Below are 15,543 nucleotides of genomic sequence, written 5' to 3'. Positions count from 1 at the left end.
GTTATTTTAGTTCACTAAATTTATTTTTTAGATACAAAACAAGATCATTTGCAGAAATTTTTTCAGAGGTTTCCTCGCTTCTTGCCTTAACTTCAACAAATTTATCAGGCGCATCGCGGCCTACTACAACTCTGATTGGGATGCCGATTAAATCTGAATCAGCAAATTTAACACCTGGCCGTTCTTTGCGATCGTCCACCAATACCTCAAATCCGGCTGCTTGTATCTTTGTTTCAATTTCTGCACTTAGCGCTTGTTGATTTGCATCTTTCGTATTCATAATAATGACATGTACATCAAAAGGTGCTACGGATTTTGGCCAAATAAAGCCTTTGTCGTCATTTGATTGTTCAGAAATTGCTGACAAGAGACGTGAAACACCAATACCATATGAACCCATGATCATATCAGTTAACTTTCCTTGGTCGTTTTGAATTTGGCCACCCATTTTGCTTGTATAAAATGTACCAAGTTTGAAAATATGTCCGATTTCAATTCCCTTTGTGAAAATTAACTTGCCCTTCCCATCAGGCGCAAGTTCACCTTCCTTAGCAGTCCGAAAACTGCCGATCTCAAAATTCGTTAAATCTCGGTCGAGATTGAAATTAGCATAGTGCTTGCCGTCTTGGTTCGCTCCAACAAACCAATTTGCCTCATTGCCGATTGTTTGATCAACCAGAATACGTAATTTTGTGGAAGTTACGCCTATTGGGCCAAGCGAACCAAAATGAGCTCCAAACGTCTTCAATACATCTTCTTCACTTGCCTCAACCAAAGAATCTGCATTCAAGAAATTCTTAACCTTAATCTCATTAGCCTCGTCATCTCCCGGCAGCAAAACTGCCGCCAATTGATCATCAGCCTTGAAAACGATCATCTTAGCAATTTTATGCTCAGAGACCTGCAGCAGTTTAGCATCATCGCTAACCGTCCGAGTATTCGGGGTATCGACCAAGTGAAGTTCTCCAGCTGCTTCAGACGGTTTTTTGCTTTCAAAAAAAGTTTCCGCCATTTCAATATTTGCCGCATAGTTGCCTTGATCGGAATAAGCAATAACATCTTCACCAGTGTCAGCAATTGCCTGAAATTCAGCCGACGCTTTACCGCCCATATCACCAGCATCAGCAATGATCTCACGATAGTTCAACCCTACGCGTTTGAAAATCGTCTTGTAAGCCGCTTCCATTGCATCGTAAGCCTGATCCAAACCCGCTTGATCAGCCGAAAAAGAATAGGCATCTTTCATAATGAATTCACGGCCTCTTAGCAAACCGTTTTTTGGACGCAGCTCATCTCGGAACTTTTGTTGAATCTGATACACAATCAAAGGCAATTTCTTGTAAGATTTGATCTCATCAGCAAAAATCCGTGTAAACGTCTCTTCGTGTGTTGGTGCCATGATAAAGTCACGAGCCTGCCGATCCTTGAGTTGATACATTTGAGGACCATATGTATAAAATCGACCCGAGCTCTTCCACAACTCAGCCGGAATCATTTCCGGCATCAGCATTTCATTGGCATCGATTTTGTCCATTTCCTGCCGGATAATGGTTTCAATTTTGTTAATCACGCGGTCTGCTAATGGCAGATAAGCAAATATGCCACCTGCTAACTGTCGAATAAATCCGGCACGAAGCATCAAGATATGGCTTTGCACTTGTGCGTCACTGGGAACTTCTTTCTCAGTGGGTATAAACATTTTGGATTGTTTCATTTCTTTACCTCAATAAATCATTAATCGTAACTGCGATCATTAATAAAATTATAAATACAACACCCGAGATCATGACAACTTGATTAGTCTTCTCAGACAGAGGTTTTCTGCGAATAGCTTGAATTAAATTCAGCAGAAGTTTCCCGCCATCTAAGACTGGAATTGGGATCAAATTAAAAATGCCAATGTTCAAACTTAGAAACGCCGTGAGACTTACAACGCTTAGGAATCCAGCGGCAGCCGCACTACTGGTCGTTTGTGCAATTGCCACAGGACCTCCTAACTGGTCTAAGCTAGGATGTGTGATCAAGTGCAAAAATGCAGATCCAATCGTTGTTGCTCCTTGGTAAAAACTTGAAAAAGCATAATTAACTCGCTGCGTTAAGCTTGATCCTGTATCCTGCTCCACACCCAGCAGATATCTTGTCTGTCCCGATTCAACCGCCCGGCGAGGCTGGATAGACACAGTCCGCTGTTGATTGCCCCTTCTAAAAGTCACCTTAATAGGTCGATCTCCCACTGACGTTACTGCTTGAGTCAATTGATTCCAACTATGTACTGATCGAGTATTGATTCGCGTAATCACATCACCCTTTTTGAGGCCCTGTTTTGCAGCAGGATAACCAGCCATTGGATTAATTTGTCCATTGGATAATGGCACACGAGGCAATGCAGCTGATAAACCAATAAATAAAACAAAAGCAAGCAAAAAATTCATCAAAGGTCCAGCAAAATTAACAATTGCTTGTTTCCAGATTGCGATATTTGGCAATTGTCGATTTCTGGGAGCTAATTCGAATATACGATCTTCAGAAATTTTGATTTGTGTTTCTTCGGCCAAATGGTAGCTCGCATCTAAATTTTGGCTCTCATTGATAGTCCCGGAAATAACAAAAGCCTGGTTAATATCCAGTTCCTTAATTCTCATCAGCTGCGTACTAGAATCAGCTGGCGAATCCGAAATATCGATTTGATTAACTATTTGTTGTGTATCATCAGAAAATCTAAGTTTCACTAATTTTCCTGGTCGTAAATCCTCAAGATACTCATTTTGCTGATCAGCACCTGCCATTAAAACATACCCGCCAACAGGCAAAATCCGCAAGACATAGTTGGTGCCATGCCAATTTTTTCCAAAAATTTTGGGACCCATGCCTATTGAAAATTCGTAAACTACAACACCAAATTTTTTTGCAGCAAAGAAATGACCAAATTCATGAACAGTGACAATCAGTCCAAAAACTAAGATAAAAGCAACAATCGAAGTTAAATTCATGCTGTTAGTCCAATCAAAACGATAATCGGCATGACGATCAGCATGGAATCAAAACGATCGAGAATACCGCCGTGACCCGGCAAGAGAGTACCGGAATCTTTGACACCAAAATACCGTTTTAAGGCTGATTCAATCAAATCTCCAAATTGGCCTGCAATCGAAAGAATGAGAGTAGCCAGTGCAATTTCAAACAGTGAAAAATGAGTTGCAAAATGGGTACTTTCTGCAAAAATAATTGCCACAATCGTTGCTACAGCAGTTCCCCCAATAGAACCTTCCCAAGTCTTGTTAGGACTAATTTTAGGTATCAGTTTGTGTCTGCCTAATTTCCTGCCAATTATGTACGCGAAACTATCCGTCAGCCAAACGATAATCAGTCCAAAAACGAATGCCATCCAATTTTCAGCCCTTGCCTGTAAAAAGAAATGAAAACCAAAACCTATATATAAAACACCCAGTGACAAAGCACCAGCGTCATCAAAACTTAACTTGTTGTTTGACAAGACCGTTGTCAACAGTAATAAGAAAATAAACAAATATATTAAAGTTCTTGGATTTAAGAAAGTCGGAGCGGGTAGCAAGCGCCAGAAACTATTCGGTAAAATAGTGACCACAACAGCTACAAATGAGACCAGGGCCTCAAAGCTGACAAGCAGCCGTTTTTTCATGAATAGCAGTTCGCCTACTGCAATTACGCCTAATAAGGAAATCAGGATAGTTAGAGGAATACCCCCGTAAACAACGAAAGGAACGAAAATGGCCAGAGCAACAATTGCTGTAATAATTCGAGTTCTCATGATTCTTTTATCTTACCAAAGCGCCGATCACGTTTTCCAAAACTGGCCAATGCTAATTTAAAATCCTCCCCAGAAAAATCTGGCCACAATTTTTCTGAAAAAACAAATTCAGAGTAGGCCGCCTGCCAAAGCAGAAAGTTGCTAATTCTTTTCTCTCCGGATGTTCGGATAATTAAATCAGGATTAGCCAAATCTCCCAATTGGCTCGTTAAGAGATTTTCTTGGAACAGTTGATCGTTAATCTGGTCCGGTTGAATAAGCCCTTTTTGGACTTGGCGTGCAATTGATTGTGCGGCATCCACAATTTCTCTTCTGCCACCGTAATTAAAAGCGAAATTTAAAATCATGCCAGTGTTTTGTGAGGTGTCTACAATGGCTTTTTCGACAGCTAACCGTGTTTTGTCAGGTAGGCCATCAACTTCACCGATCACTTCAACCTTGATATTATTTTCAATTAGCTCGGGTACAAATAGATTAAAAAAATCTATTGGCAAGCGCATTAAATAGCTCACCTCTGTAGCCGGCCTGCCCCAATTTTCCGTCGAAAATGCAAAAAGAGTCAATACCTTGACTCCCAGTTGATTAGCAACAAGCGCAATCTTCTTCACATTTTCCATACCGGCTTTATGCCCGAAAACTCTCGCCTGATGTTGACGTTTAGCCCAGCGCCCATTACCGTCCATAATAATTGCAACGTGCTTGGGAATCAGCTGATCGTTTTCCTTAGAACTCGCTGCATCAAAAAAAACCATCAAATCTCCATTAATTCTTTTTCTTTGTTATCCGCAATTTGATCAATATCTTTTATTTCAGAATCGGCTACTTTTTGGACATCCTCTTCAGCTTTATGGCGTTGATCTTCGGACAAATCCTTGTCTTTTTTTAAATCATTCATAAAGTCTCGACGAATATTTCGACTGGCAACTTTTGCTTTTTCAGCCTCTGCTTTGACTTGTTTGACCAAATCTTTACGGCCATCTTCAGTCAGAATAGGGATCGTCAAACGGATAACATTGCCATCGTTTTGAGGTGTTAGACCGAGATCGCTGGCAAAAATAGCCTGTTCAATGGATTTTAATGAGCTTTTGTCATAAGGCGTAATCAGTAATATCCGCGCTTCCGGAACTTGTATGCTAGCGAGTTGATTTAATGGCGTCGGGGCACCATAATATTCAACTTGGATTTTATTAAGCATATTTGGATTTGCTCTGCCGGCACGAATGTTGACCAACTCATTTTGAAAAGCTTTACTGGCCTTTGCCATTCTATTTTTTAAATCTACTAGATCAATCATTATCTGGATCCTTTAATTACTGTTCCGATATTTTGTCCTTCAATGGCCTTCTTAATATTGCCAGGTTCGTTTAAATTAAATACAACCAAAGGCATATCGGTATCCTTGGCCATAGCACCAGCGGTCGAATCCATAACCTTGAGGCCTCTTTGCAAAACTTCATCATAGGTTAACTCGCTGAACTTCACTGCATCGGCAAACTTGCGCGGATCAGCATTATAAACGCCATCAACCCCATTTTTGCCCATTAAGATCGCATCGGCATTAATTTCGGCGGCTCGAAGCGCTGCTGTTGTGTCTGTTGAAAAATACGGCGATCCGGTCCCGGCACCAAAAATGACAATTCGGCCTTTTTCTAAGTGACGAATTGCACGTCCGCGAATGTAAGGCTCAGCAATTTGTCTCATTTCGATTGCTGTCAAAACACGCGTATCCACACCTGCCTGTTCCAAACTATCAGCTAAAGATAAGGCATTCATGACTGTACCCAGCATACCAATATAATCGGCTCTTGCCCGATCCATACCGGCTTCAGCAGCTGGTTCCCCACGCCACAAATTGCCACCACCATTGACAATCGCAATTTGGATTTCCGGATATGTCCTCTTAATATCAGCTAATTCGTTTGCAACACGTCGAACTGTTGGCAAATCAATCCCGATTCCTGATTGACCGGCTAGAGCTTCCCCTGAAAGTTTGAGCAATACACGATGAAATTCTACTTCAGCCATAGAATTACCCGTTTATCTGTTTAGCAATTTCTTCAGCTAAACTCGTTTCTTGTTTCTCAATGCCTTCTCCAACTTGGTAACGGACAAAAGATTCAACTTGAGCACCTTGCTGCTTTAAATACTCTGTAACTGTTTCGCCATCACCTTTGACGAAGGGCTGGTTCAGCAATGCAAGCTCATCCAAAAACTTGCCCAAACGGCCTTCAACAATCTTTTCTTTGATGCTGTCAGGTTTGCTGCCCAAATCATCGGCCTTCATTTGGATTGCCTTTTCGTGTTCAACAACCTCGCTTGGCACATCTTCTCTGCTAAGATACTTCGGTGCAATAGCTGCGATATGCATCGCAATATCTTTTGCAACTGCAGCGTTACCGCCCTTTAACAAAGCAATGACTGAAATCTGACCGCCAAGATGTGAATAATTACCAAAAACTTCGTCATCTTTTTTCTCGATCAAGCTAAAGCGACGAAGCGTAATCTTTTCGCCAGTGTGTGCAGAAGTCTGTACGATTTCGTCATTAAGCGTCCCACCGTTAAGCGGCAGGGCCAAAGCCGTTTTTAGATCTGCCGGCTTATTTTTGAGGATCGTTGCTGCTACCGTGTGCAGAAGTGCCAAGAATTGATCGTTGCTGGCAACGAAATCAGTTTCCGAATTCAATTCAACGATCACTGAACGATTGTCTTCTTCGGCAACATAGGTCATGCCTTCAGCAGCCACGCGATCCGCTTTTTTTGCTGCCTTAGCCACGCCCCGCTCTTTCAATAGATCGATAGCTTTTGTCATATCGCCATCAGCCTGAACGAGTGCTTTTTTTGCATCCATGATGCCTGCGCTGGTTTTTTCGCGCAGTTCTTTAACTTGTGCTGCAGTAATTTGTGCCATTTTCTTTACCTCATAAAAAATCGCCTAAAAAGGCGACTTATTTTTAGTTGTTTGATGAAACTTCTTTGTCTTCTGTATCAACAGGCTGACTTGAAGCCGCCTGCTCGTCAGCAGCATCAGCAAAGCCTTCTTCAACGGAAGCCTCGCCAGCATCTTGTCCCTGGCGACCTTCAATAATGGCGTCTGCCATCTTTGAAGTGATTAATTTAACCGCACGAATTGCATCATCGTTGGCAGGGATCTTAACGTCAACTAAATCTGGGTTTCCATTAGTATCAATCATTGCTACGACTGGAATATTTAACGTGCGTGCTTCTTTAACAGCGATTTCTTCTGTTTTTGGGTCAACCACAAACATAACATCAGGAATGTCTTCCATGTCTGCAATACCACCAAGGAACTTTTCCAACTTTGCTTTTTGTTTACCCAACTGAGAAGCCTCTTTCTTAGGAAGCTTGTCAAATGAACCATCTTCTTCAGCAGCTCTCAGTTCCTTTAACCGGTTAATACGTGTTTTGATCGTATTCCAGTTAGTCAGAGTACCACCGAGCCAACGATGATTAACGTAGGCAACGCCGGCGCGCTTTGCTTCTTCTTCGATTGCTTCGGTAGCCTGTTTTTTAGTCCCGACAAACAAGAAGTTTGCGCCATCGGCTGCCTCGCCTTTGACCCAGTTATAGGCATCATCTGCCATACGTAAAGTTTTTTGTAAATCGATGATATGAATACCATTACGAGAGGTAAAGATATATTCATCCATCCTTGGATCCCAGCGCCTAGTCTGATGACCGAAGTGCGCGCCGGCCTCTAAAAGTTCTTTCATTGAAATTGCAGCCATTTTGGCCTCCTAATGTTTTTGTCCTTGCAGAAACTTCTACTGCTTTGCCGACTCCTAAGAGCAACGGGCAAAGCATCTATTCCCGCTGTGTATTGGCGAATGCCGTTTAATAGTTTACCTGAATAGCGGGGTAATTACAAGCCTATATACCGTTCCTTCTCCGCCCGGGTAAAGCGTTTAAAGCGGCTTTCAAAGCTCAGGGCTTCGTGTTTGCTTGAAAACCTCTCGCGATAGACCAAAGTCAAAGGGTGGTGTTTATCAACTTTGGTAAATTTTGCGCCTTTCTTTGCCTGGTGAGCAGCGAAACGGCGGTCAACATCATCGCTCGTTCCTGCGTAAAGATAATTATCTGCAGTCTGAATCACATAAAAATAGTAGTCTCTTTTTTGAAGCAGCTCCTTAATTTCAGGCACGTAATTATCCTGTTGAGTATAAATAACAAGCGGTTTCTCAATTTGAATTTTCGCATTGCTGGCCTGTTTGATAGCTTTAACAAGAATCATTTTGGCTGGACTGTCGGCCTTGCCATAGACAAAACGCATTTTGCTAATGCCGAATCCGTTTTCAATTGCCACACTAAAAATATCAGCCATTTTTTCAGCACGGTATATAAAATATAGTTTGCCCTTTGATTTCAAATATTTTTTTGACTGTGTAAAAAGCGTTTGTAAATTAAAGTTGTAACCGTGTCTTGCAAGGGATCGGGACGGATCGGGACTTTTAGAGGCATAGTCTCTCTCGTCAAAATACGGTGGATTGGACATAATCAAATCCAGCGAATTCAGTTGAAAAATGTCAGCAAGCTGGTTGACATCCGCTCGGAAACTTTGAACCCGATCTTCAAGATTATTCAATTGGACTGATCTTTTTTCTAACTCGCATAATTCTGAATCAATTTCAATCAAAGAAATTTTGCCGCTGCTTTTGCGTGCATAAGCCAACCCGATGATGCCGCTGCCGGATCCAAAGTCAGCAGCTTTCTGCTTTTGAGAATGGCTTCCATCAATAAAATCAGCCAGAATCAAAGCATCAATCCCGAACTTAGGCAGAGAATTGTTCTGAATAATTTTGAGTGAATCTGTGACGTTTTCAATTTTTTCCTGTGATTGTAAGATGTTTTTTGCCATTTCTCTATATAATAATAGTCATGTACGTGTTCCTTTTTCGAATCATTCAAGCTATTCGCTGGATAATAAATGGCAAACTGAACATTCAAGGCCGCGCCAATATCCCTGAAAATGAACAATTCATTCTTGTTGCACCACATCGCACATGGTGGGATCCCTTGTGGTTTGCGATCGCTCTTTTGCCCAAGAAATTTATTTTCATGGGGAAGAAGGAGCTTTTTAAAAACAAACTTTTCGCTTGGGCTCTTAAAAAAGTTGGCGTATTCTCCGTTGACCGACAAAATCCAGGCCCATCAGCGATTAAAATTCCTGTCAAAGAATTGAAAAGCGGCAGTCGCAATTTCATGATTTTCCCTTCGGGTTCCAGACACTCATCTCAGCTAGAAGGTGGAGCGGTACTAATCGCAAAGATGTCCGGTAAAAGTCTTCTGCCAGTTGTCTACCAAGGACCGTTAAGCTTTAAAGGCCTCTTTCGGCGGGGATCAACGACGATTGCCTTCGGACCAGTTATCAAGGTCGGCCGAAAAGATTCAATTGAAGAAACAATTCCGAAAATGCAGGCTGCGTTTGCCCAACTTGATCAGCAAATTGATAAAGATTGGCATTATGTTGACCAGCATCCGGAAAAAAAGAATCAAGAATAAAAAAACAAACCTCAAACTGGGTTTGTTTTTTTAATAATTTTTTTTCATTTGCGCCATCATCTGGTTGATCTGCTTTTGGCTCAAATTTCTGCCCATCGAAGCACCCAACTGACGAAGCATCTGCTCATTGATTGGTGGATTCTTTTTAAGATAACTTTTCAGTGTAAAACGAGAAACAATCATTCCCGCTGCAAAACCAATAACCAGTCCAATCAGTACAAACCATATCCAGTCCATTTTCTATCTCAATCCTTTCTTTTTTTGAATATCAATTACCTTTTTAGGAGTAACTTCTTTACCATTCTTATCGAAAATCTGCATCATTTCAACCTGAGATCGAAAAGCTTTACGAAAATTTGCCAAAAAAGCTGCTCGAAGTGTTTTCTGCTCTTCTTTCTCTGACTCAGTCAATCCTTGAGCCGTCTTTTGCTTTGCAGCCAATTCGTTAATTCTCGCTCTCAAAGCCTCATTTGCAGCCTGCTCATCTTCGTCAACGATGAATTTCGGTTCATTATGTTCCTCTTCGGATCTTGAATTATCTGTCATCAGAAATCTCCATACTTGCATTATACAAAAAATAATGATTTTCTTAAATTTAACGAACATGTGTTTGTTTTACTTGAAATGTTTGGTTATAATTGCATATAGCAATATCTTAGCAGGAAGGGATTCAAATGACTGAAACAAAACAACTCGGTGTGCTCCGCTATATATACGAAAAACAGAACGAAAAAGGGTATCCCCCTACTGTGCGTGAAATCGGCGAAGCGGTTGGGCTTTCATCTACTTCAACTGTTCACGGTCATATCGAACGTCTGGAAAAGCATGGGTTGTTACACAAAGATCCAACCAAACCGCGTGCTATCGAAATTACCGAAAAGGGCCTTAGGGCCCTCGGTGTCCCCGTAACACCCGGTAAAGTACCGGTTATCGGAATTGTGACCGCCGGTATGCCTATCCTGGCCGTCGAACAAAATGCCACCGAGTTTCTCCCCCTTCCGGATGATCTTGAACGTTTTGAAGGTGATCTTTTTGTTTTGCGAGTTTCAGGAACGTCGATGATCAATATCGGTATCTTAGATGGTGATATGGTTTTCGTCCGCAAACAAGATTATGCAGACAATGGTGATATTGTTGTGGCCATGACCAGTGACTTTGGTAATGGCGAAGGCGAAGCCACAGTCAAGCGTTTCTTTAAAGAAGCTGGGCACTATCGCTTACAGCCTGAAAATGACACGATGGCACCGATTATTGTTCATAACGTTGCCATTTTGGGCAAAGTTGTTGGTCTGTATCGTAATTCAATTTATTAAACTTTATTGCTGAAAAAGCCGCTTATTTGTTAGAATGGTTTTTGTAGCTCGGAGATATGGCAGAGCGGTAATGCAGCGGACTCGAAATCCGCCGAACCGATGTAGAGTCGGCGCCGGGGTTCGAATCCCCGTGTCTCCTTCCAATTTCTCTCAAACAGACAAATCAGATATTATTTGAGCCAATATTTGTCTATTACTTAAAAAGGGAGCAATGCACTGAAGTGAAAAGTAAAAGAGACGTACTCTTAAAATCCTTTTTAATTTTTTTCTCGACGATTATTTCTTTGATCCTTGGTTCAATCCTGGGCTCAATTCTTATTTCTGTTTACCGCTTGTTATTTTATAACAGTACGCTTGCGGTAAATCGGGATCCTTTTTTGTTAAGCTGGTTGGCAATTCTAGGCGAGTCCTTTGCCATTCTGTTCATTTTCTTGTTTAATCATTTCTTTTTTAAAATCAGAGTTTCTTTTTTTAATCACAGTTTCTTTCTTGGACTAAAAGTAGCTTCCCCTAGTATCTTATTCGTTTTGATAAACTTGCTCGTGTTTTCAAGCCAAAGTCACCATTTAAGCCCCTTCGAACTTTTTACTGCCCTAGCAGTTTCGCTCTCGGTCGGCATTTTTGAAGAGTATGCCGCGCGTGGACTAATGCTGGGAAACCTGTTATCTCAAGGAAGCCGTACATTTAGTTTCTTAGCAGCCAATTTATTGTCAGCGATGTTTTTTGCTGGCCTGCATTTGATTAATCTTTTTTCGGCCAGTATAGCCGTGACAGCAATTCAAATGATTTATGTGTTTGCACTCGGGCTCATTTTCGCCTCCGCCTACATATTCAGTAAGAATCTATCAGTCACGATCCTGATACACGCTCTTATCGATGGTTTAGCTTTTGCAGCCAATCCGCAAGCCATTTTCGGCTTGGGTAATCCCAAAGTAACCGCGACTCAGTTTGCTTTTCAAGCCATACTACTGATCATTTTTCTGTACTACACATTTCGCCTATTCAAGAAGGAGAATCTGAACGAGATATCTAAAAAATGGTTCTAAACATTGTTTGAAAGAAACATTTCAAATAACATCGTTGGATCTAATGTTGTCGACTTGAGTCGAAAATCAATTTTAGCTAAATCCAAGTAGGCATTCGACAATTGCGGCATCGTTTGGACACTGACAGCTTGATTAGCTAATTTTGCCCTATACGGATGTATTTTAAGTTTTTGAGCAAGTTGTGTGTCATTGATTGATAGAGCTTTAGCCTGAATCAAAAGGCGGTACTGGGACTGAAGCAGCGCATTGATTCGAATAGGTGCCTCTCCTCGATCAATAAGATTAACGTACAGTTGCAAGGCTTTATCCAAATGGCGCCGGTTAATCTCAGTGACGAGATCAAAAGCAGATTCATTCAATTCAGCAGTGACTAATTGATCAATCTCCTCTTGCCCAATTGCTTTCCCTGAAACACCAAAAAGTATTAGTTTGTCCAAATTAGTCATGACCAATCGCAGGTCAAAGGCTAAGCGGCGCAGATAGTAGTTAATAACATCGTCAGCCATTAAAACATGAGCTAGTGACAAATGCCGTTTGACAATTTTAAAAACCTCTCTCTCAGGCAATGGCTCAAAATTAACCTGTTCCCCGCTTTTGAGAAGAGCTTTGACAATTTTTTTTCGTTTATCAATATCGATACCGACCGTATTGACGATTAACGTATTTTCCGATTCAGGATTCTGAAGATAATTCAAAAAATTTTTTTCATCCTGTTTTTCCAAACTGCCTTTAGAAGACAAAAAAACAGGTTGATCCATGATAACGAAACGCCGTTCACCGCTAAAAGACATCGTCGAAACATCTTGCAAAACAACCGGCACAGACTGATCTCTCATATCGCTTCTAACAAAATCCCAAGCTCGAAAATTTGTCTCAATTGACTGCTCGACTTTTTTAAGACTTTGCTGGGCTAAAAAATCCTCCTGGCCAGAAAACAAAAGAACAGCTGGAAGAATGCCTTGTTTTTTTAATTGTGCACTAAAATCATTCGGTGTCATCAAAATCTCTCGTAAAAGTCTCAAAAAAGCCCTTATGCTCAGTATAACGAAAACGGATTGCACCATTAGTCTGGGTGTTAAAAACATGAACATGAAGTCTATCCATCACAGAAATGACCTCTGCTTTGGGGTGACCATAGCGATTATGCCGACCCGCTGAAATCAAGCCGTAGCTCACTTGCCATTTTTTTAGGACCTGCGCATCACTGGAGGTATTGGAACCGTGATGCCCCAATTTTAGCAGATCAACTTTTAGTCCCGGAAACTTTTCATCGATCTGAATCTCACCTTCTTTCGGTAAATCTCCAGCAGTGAAGAATCTTAGCGGACCCAAAGTCGTCCACAGTGCGATGGAATCCTCATTCTCAGCTTTACCTTGCCCAAAGGGATGCAATATTTTAAGAGGAAACCCTGGCAGATTGGATAAATTGGTTACTTCAATAACTTCTGTTCCCTTTTTAATAAAAGGCTGAAGCTGAATTTTAAAGGGATCAGTACTCCGCATTCCAGCCGGAATCAGTAAACGCTTAACAGCCATTAATTTCAAAATGTCTTTTGCATTACCGATATGATCCATGTCCCCATGACTCAGCACCAAATAGTCCAGATGGCCGACGCCAATTGACTGCAGATAATTGACAATGATAGATTGCCCCTGGTTAACGCCACTCTTTGTAATCTGCCAGGGTTTTTTAGGCAAGCCAACTCGACCACCCGTATCAATGAGAACAGTCTGCCGATTACGAGGCGTGCGAAGAAATGCAGAATCCCCTTGGCCGATATCAAAAGTCATTAACTCACCCTCTTTAGGAAAATGAATGATAAGGAAACTAGTGACTAGAATTGCGGAAAACAGCGCTGTCGCGATGCGCCGACGAATCTTTTTCTCGTCAAAAAGTACGAATATCAAGCAGATTAACGGAATAACTAAAAAGTCAGCTAGTTTGCCAAAATATATTTGGCCTGGCAAAAGTGCCAGCCATTCGACACTCTCAGTAAAAAGCTGAATCACAAAATTCAAGCAGCCTAAAGGGGCCGGAAAAATAATTTGTACCAGCATAGCTAAAAAGATTAGTGGCAGAATGAAGATCCCAAAAAGAGGAATAGCAATAAAATTTGCCGGCATACTAAGAAGATGCCAAGAATATTTTGCAGCCAACACAATTGGCATACTAACTAAGCTCATAAATAGACTCGTTTTAAAAGATCCAAGCCGATAGGTGTACATCAATGCAAAACTGAGCAAGTAAGAAAGCTGACCGCCAATATTGAACAAAATCATCGGCGATACGAAAAGTCCGATCATCAATGTGCCAGACCAAATAAGCTCTTTGCTTACGCGTACTTTCATCAAAGTCGCCCCCAAAGATAATTCAGCTGAGACAACGGGGCGAACCAAGGATTGAACTCCTCCAGCAAAAATAAAAAATATCGGTAGGGAAAAAGCAGTCATGATTGTATTGTGATCTTTAGTCATATGGAGTTTTCTCAAAAATTTTTTTAAAAGAACTGCAAAATAACTGACCTGAAAGCCGGAAATACTAAATAAATGAATCAGGCCCAGGTTCGTGACGCCTGGATAGCGGTCATAAAAATCACTATCTAAATCACCTATCAAAAGTGCCTTAGCATAATCCGACAATGGGCTGGGGAGCTGGTTCAACTGATTAATGAGTAATTTTCGCAGATGATGTGTGGTCGAAATAATCCAGTCAAATGGATTGGCCGACCGAAAAACAGATATTTTTTCAAAACGAGTCCTACTGATCTGATTGCTGATCGACTGTGTATGAAAGTAACTGCGAACATCAAATTGCCGAAAATTAGTTGACCGCATGGGTTTAGAAATTCGTCCATTAACCAAACAATTCAAATTTTTTTGGTTGGCTTCCCAAAAATGTTTTTCATCCTCAGATCCAACAGTTGCATAAAGCAGAATCTTTTGTTTATGCTGCTGATCAAAGGCTCTTGCCCTAAGCTGGTCGCCATCAATGGTTATGTCATCAGCGAAAATACGTAAACGTAAGCTTGCTTGATCGCTATTAGGCAATGTTTTCGCTTCAAAAGCGGATTGAAAACAAGAAAATCGCAGCAAAAATAATAGAGAAACTAATAAAGCTGCAATCACTGTTTGCACAGATTTTCCCATCAGAATTCTAACAATAACAGCTAATAACAATCCAACAGTTAAAAGACAACAATTGAAAAAAACACCACTTATTGCAGCAAGCAGTAATGACAAAATCAAGCCATTTTGCAGAACTGATTTACTGAACCGTGACATAGTCTTTCAATTTTTCAACAGTCTTATCGCCAAAACCAGCAACATTTTTCAAATCCTCAACCGTCTTGAAACGACCATGTTCATCACGATATTTGATAATATCATCAGCTTTTTTCTCACCGATTCCGCTAATAGTTTGCAAACGTTCGGCATCAGCCTGATTTAAATCAATTTTGGTATCACTCGAATTTCTAGCATTTACTTCCAAAGATCCTGCACTGGCAGAGGCATTGGAATTAACAGATGAGGCTGCAAACTGTTCCGGTATCTCCTCGCCCTTCTTTGGAACATAGATGGCCTGCCCAGCAACAACTGCTGCAGCTAAATTCAACTGATTCAAATCAGCATCTGCATTGGCACCGCCAGCTCGATTAATGGCCGATTGGATAATTTCCCCGCTTGTCATTCTGACTACCTGTGAATGCAAAACCGCGCCTTTAACATCAACAAAGAAAACCAATCGATCCTGAACTGGCTGCTTCTTTTCATTTTTTCGCTGGACCTCTGCTGAGTTAGTACTTGAGCTCAGCGCGGAATATGCCTGCGCCGAGCTCGATGATATCATCACAGAGTCATGTTCAGCTTTAGAATTCGGAAT

The 15,543-nt window shown here is 41.2% G+C and carries 17 protein-coding genes and 1 tRNA gene; 4 read left to right on the top strand and 14 right to left on the bottom strand.

Annotated elements, in window-relative coordinates; translation table 11 throughout:
• Position 1: 1 nt before the first annotated feature.
• The 9 genes from NRF22_RS01340 to NRF22_RS01300 form a co-directional block, all read right to left on the bottom strand.
• Positions 2-1,714: a proline--tRNA ligase gene (locus NRF22_RS01340; protein WP_263778835.1), complete on the bottom strand. Its 1,713-nt coding sequence runs from the start codon at positions 1,712-1,714 to the stop codon at positions 2-4.
• A 4-nt stretch (positions 1,715-1,718) separates the two neighbouring features.
• Entirely contained in the window at positions 1,719-2,990 is a 1,272-nt protein-coding gene (locus tag NRF22_RS01335) for a M50 family metallopeptidase (protein WP_263778834.1), read from the bottom strand.
• Positions 2,987-3,787 (bottom strand): phosphatidate cytidylyltransferase, encoded by an 801-nt coding sequence (locus tag NRF22_RS01330; protein WP_263778833.1) that lies wholly within the window; start codon positions 3,785-3,787, stop codon positions 2,987-2,989. Before NRF22_RS01330 ends, NRF22_RS01335 begins: the two co-directional genes overlap by 4 nt.
• Positions 3,784-4,539 carry an isoprenyl transferase gene (locus tag NRF22_RS01325; protein ID WP_263778832.1) on the bottom strand — a complete coding sequence of 252 codons (756 nt, stop codon included), beginning with the start codon at positions 4,537-4,539 and terminating at the stop codon, positions 3,784-3,786. Before NRF22_RS01325 ends, NRF22_RS01330 begins: the two co-directional genes overlap by 4 nt.
• Positions 4,539-5,081: a ribosome recycling factor gene (frr, locus tag NRF22_RS01320; protein ID WP_412178703.1), complete on the bottom strand. Its 543-nt coding sequence runs from the start codon at positions 5,079-5,081 to the stop codon at positions 4,539-4,541. Before frr ends, NRF22_RS01325 begins: the two co-directional genes overlap by 1 nt.
• Positions 5,081-5,812, bottom strand: a complete 732-nt coding sequence (pyrH, locus tag NRF22_RS01315; protein WP_263778831.1) for a UMP kinase — start codon at positions 5,810-5,812, stop codon at positions 5,081-5,083. Before pyrH ends, frr begins: the two co-directional genes overlap by 1 nt.
• A gap of 4 nt (positions 5,813-5,816) precedes the next feature.
• Positions 5,817-6,695, bottom strand: coding sequence for a translation elongation factor Ts (gene tsf, locus NRF22_RS01310; protein ID WP_263778830.1), 879 nt, complete (start codon positions 6,693-6,695; stop codon positions 5,817-5,819).
• Positions 6,696-6,738: 43 nt separating this feature from the next.
• Positions 6,739-7,533 carry a 30S ribosomal protein S2 gene (rpsB, locus tag NRF22_RS01305; protein ID WP_263778829.1) on the bottom strand — a complete coding sequence of 265 codons (795 nt, stop codon included), beginning with the start codon at positions 7,531-7,533 and terminating at the stop codon, positions 6,739-6,741.
• 134 nt (positions 7,534-7,667) lie between these two features.
• The gene (locus NRF22_RS01300) at positions 7,668-8,660 is read right to left on the bottom strand and encodes a methyltransferase (RefSeq protein WP_263778828.1); all 993 of its coding nucleotides are present in this window, start codon (positions 8,658-8,660) and stop codon (positions 7,668-7,670) included.
• A gap of 20 nt (positions 8,661-8,680) precedes the next feature.
• Here NRF22_RS01300 and NRF22_RS01295 point away from each other — a divergent pair, with 20 nt between their 5' ends.
• Positions 8,681-9,304: a lysophospholipid acyltransferase family protein gene (locus NRF22_RS01295; protein ID WP_263778827.1), complete on the top strand. Its 624-nt coding sequence runs from the start codon at positions 8,681-8,683 to the stop codon at positions 9,302-9,304.
• A gap of 30 nt (positions 9,305-9,334) precedes the next feature.
• Here NRF22_RS01295 and NRF22_RS01290 read toward each other — a convergent pair whose 3' ends face one another.
• Both NRF22_RS01290 and NRF22_RS01285 read right to left on the bottom strand, forming a co-directional pair.
• On the bottom strand, positions 9,335-9,541 hold the full coding sequence (locus NRF22_RS01290) for a YneF family protein (protein WP_263778826.1): 207 nt from the start codon (positions 9,539-9,541) through the stop codon (positions 9,335-9,337).
• A 3-nt stretch (positions 9,542-9,544) separates the two neighbouring features.
• On the bottom strand, positions 9,545-9,850 hold the full coding sequence (locus tag NRF22_RS01285) for a DUF896 domain-containing protein (protein ID WP_007746548.1): 306 nt from the start codon (positions 9,848-9,850) through the stop codon (positions 9,545-9,547).
• 128 nt (positions 9,851-9,978) lie between these two features.
• Here NRF22_RS01285 and lexA point away from each other — a divergent pair, with 128 nt between their 5' ends.
• The 3 genes from lexA (at position 9,979) to NRF22_RS01270 (ending at position 11,663) form a co-directional block, all read left to right on the top strand.
• Positions 9,979-10,617 (top strand): transcriptional repressor LexA, encoded by a 639-nt coding sequence (gene lexA, locus NRF22_RS01280; protein WP_263778825.1) that lies wholly within the window; start codon positions 9,979-9,981, stop codon positions 10,615-10,617.
• Positions 10,618-10,667: 50 nt separating this feature from the next.
• Positions 10,668-10,756, top strand: a tRNA-Ser gene (locus NRF22_RS01275).
• Between the two features lie 82 nt (positions 10,757-10,838).
• Complete coding sequence (locus NRF22_RS01270) at positions 10,839-11,663, top strand: CPBP family intramembrane glutamic endopeptidase (protein WP_263778824.1); 825 nt, start codon at positions 10,839-10,841, stop codon at positions 11,661-11,663.
• Here the strand turns inward: NRF22_RS01270 and holA are convergent.
• Genes holA through NRF22_RS01255 form a run of 3 tightly spaced genes read right to left on the bottom strand, consistent with a single transcriptional unit; the run spans position 11,660 to position 15,510 of the window.
• A complete protein-coding gene (gene holA, locus NRF22_RS01265; RefSeq protein WP_263778823.1) occupies positions 11,660-12,661 on the bottom strand; it encodes a DNA polymerase III subunit delta in 1,002 nt (333 codons plus the stop codon). The two genes, NRF22_RS01270 and holA, sit on opposite strands and share 4 nt — an antisense overlap.
• Complete coding sequence (locus tag NRF22_RS01260) at positions 12,648-14,945, bottom strand: DNA internalization-related competence protein ComEC/Rec2 (RefSeq protein WP_263778822.1); 2,298 nt, start codon at positions 14,943-14,945, stop codon at positions 12,648-12,650. The genes holA and NRF22_RS01260 overlap by 14 nt, the downstream gene beginning before the upstream one ends.
• The gene (locus tag NRF22_RS01255; protein ID WP_263779261.1) at positions 14,929-15,510 is read right to left on the bottom strand and encodes a helix-hairpin-helix domain-containing protein; all 582 of its coding nucleotides are present in this window, start codon (positions 15,508-15,510) and stop codon (positions 14,929-14,931) included. Before NRF22_RS01255 ends, NRF22_RS01260 begins: the two co-directional genes overlap by 17 nt.
• Between the last annotated feature and the right edge of the window lie 33 nt (positions 15,511-15,543).

This window comes from Oenococcus kitaharae, assembly GCF_025758695.1.
Classification (GTDB): domain Bacteria; phylum Bacillota; class Bacilli; order Lactobacillales; family Lactobacillaceae; genus Oenococcus; species Oenococcus kitaharae_A.
This window is presented reverse-complemented; position numbering and strand designations above follow the sequence as displayed.

Coding starts and splice junctions, on each gene's coding strand:
- NRF22_RS01340 (WP_263778835.1), bottom strand. CDS start 1,714: ATGAAACAATCCAAAATGTTTATACCCACTGAGAAAGAAGTTCCCAGT.
- NRF22_RS01335 (WP_263778834.1), bottom strand. CDS start 2,990: ATGAATTTAACTTCGATTGTTGCTTTTATCTTAGTTTTTGGACTGATT.
- NRF22_RS01330 (WP_263778833.1), bottom strand. CDS start 3,787: ATGAGAACTCGAATTATTACAGCAATTGTTGCTCTGGCCATTTTCGTT.
- NRF22_RS01325 (WP_263778832.1), bottom strand. CDS start 4,539: ATGGTTTTTTTTGATGCAGCGAGTTCTAAGGAAAACGATCAGCTGATT.
- frr (WP_412178703.1), bottom strand. CDS start 5,081: ATGATTGATCTAGTAGATTTAAAAAATAGAATGGCAAAGGCCAGTAAA.
- pyrH (WP_263778831.1), bottom strand. CDS start 5,812: ATGGCTGAAGTAGAATTTCATCGTGTATTGCTCAAACTTTCAGGGGAA.
- tsf (WP_263778830.1), bottom strand. CDS start 6,695: ATGGCACAAATTACTGCAGCACAAGTTAAAGAACTGCGCGAAAAAACC.
- rpsB (WP_263778829.1), bottom strand. CDS start 7,533: ATGGCTGCAATTTCAATGAAAGAACTTTTAGAGGCCGGCGCGCACTTC.
- NRF22_RS01300 (WP_263778828.1), bottom strand. CDS start 8,660: ATGGCAAAAAACATCTTACAATCACAGGAAAAAATTGAAAACGTCACA.
- NRF22_RS01295 (WP_263778827.1), top strand. CDS start 8,681: ATGTACGTGTTCCTTTTTCGAATCATTCAAGCTATTCGCTGGATAATA.
- NRF22_RS01290 (WP_263778826.1), bottom strand. CDS start 9,541: ATGGACTGGATATGGTTTGTACTGATTGGACTGGTTATTGGTTTTGCA.
- NRF22_RS01285 (WP_007746548.1), bottom strand. CDS start 9,850: ATGACAGATAATTCAAGATCCGAAGAGGAACATAATGAACCGAAATTC.
- lexA (WP_263778825.1), top strand. CDS start 9,979: ATGACTGAAACAAAACAACTCGGTGTGCTCCGCTATATATACGAAAAA.
- holA (WP_263778823.1), bottom strand. CDS start 12,661: ATGACACCGAATGATTTTAGTGCACAATTAAAAAAACAAGGCATTCTT.
- NRF22_RS01260 (WP_263778822.1), bottom strand. CDS start 14,945: ATGTCACGGTTCAGTAAATCAGTTCTGCAAAATGGCTTGATTTTGTCA.
- NRF22_RS01255 (WP_263779261.1), bottom strand. CDS start 15,510: ATGATATCATCGAGCTCGGCGCAGGCATATTCCGCGCTGAGCTCAAGT.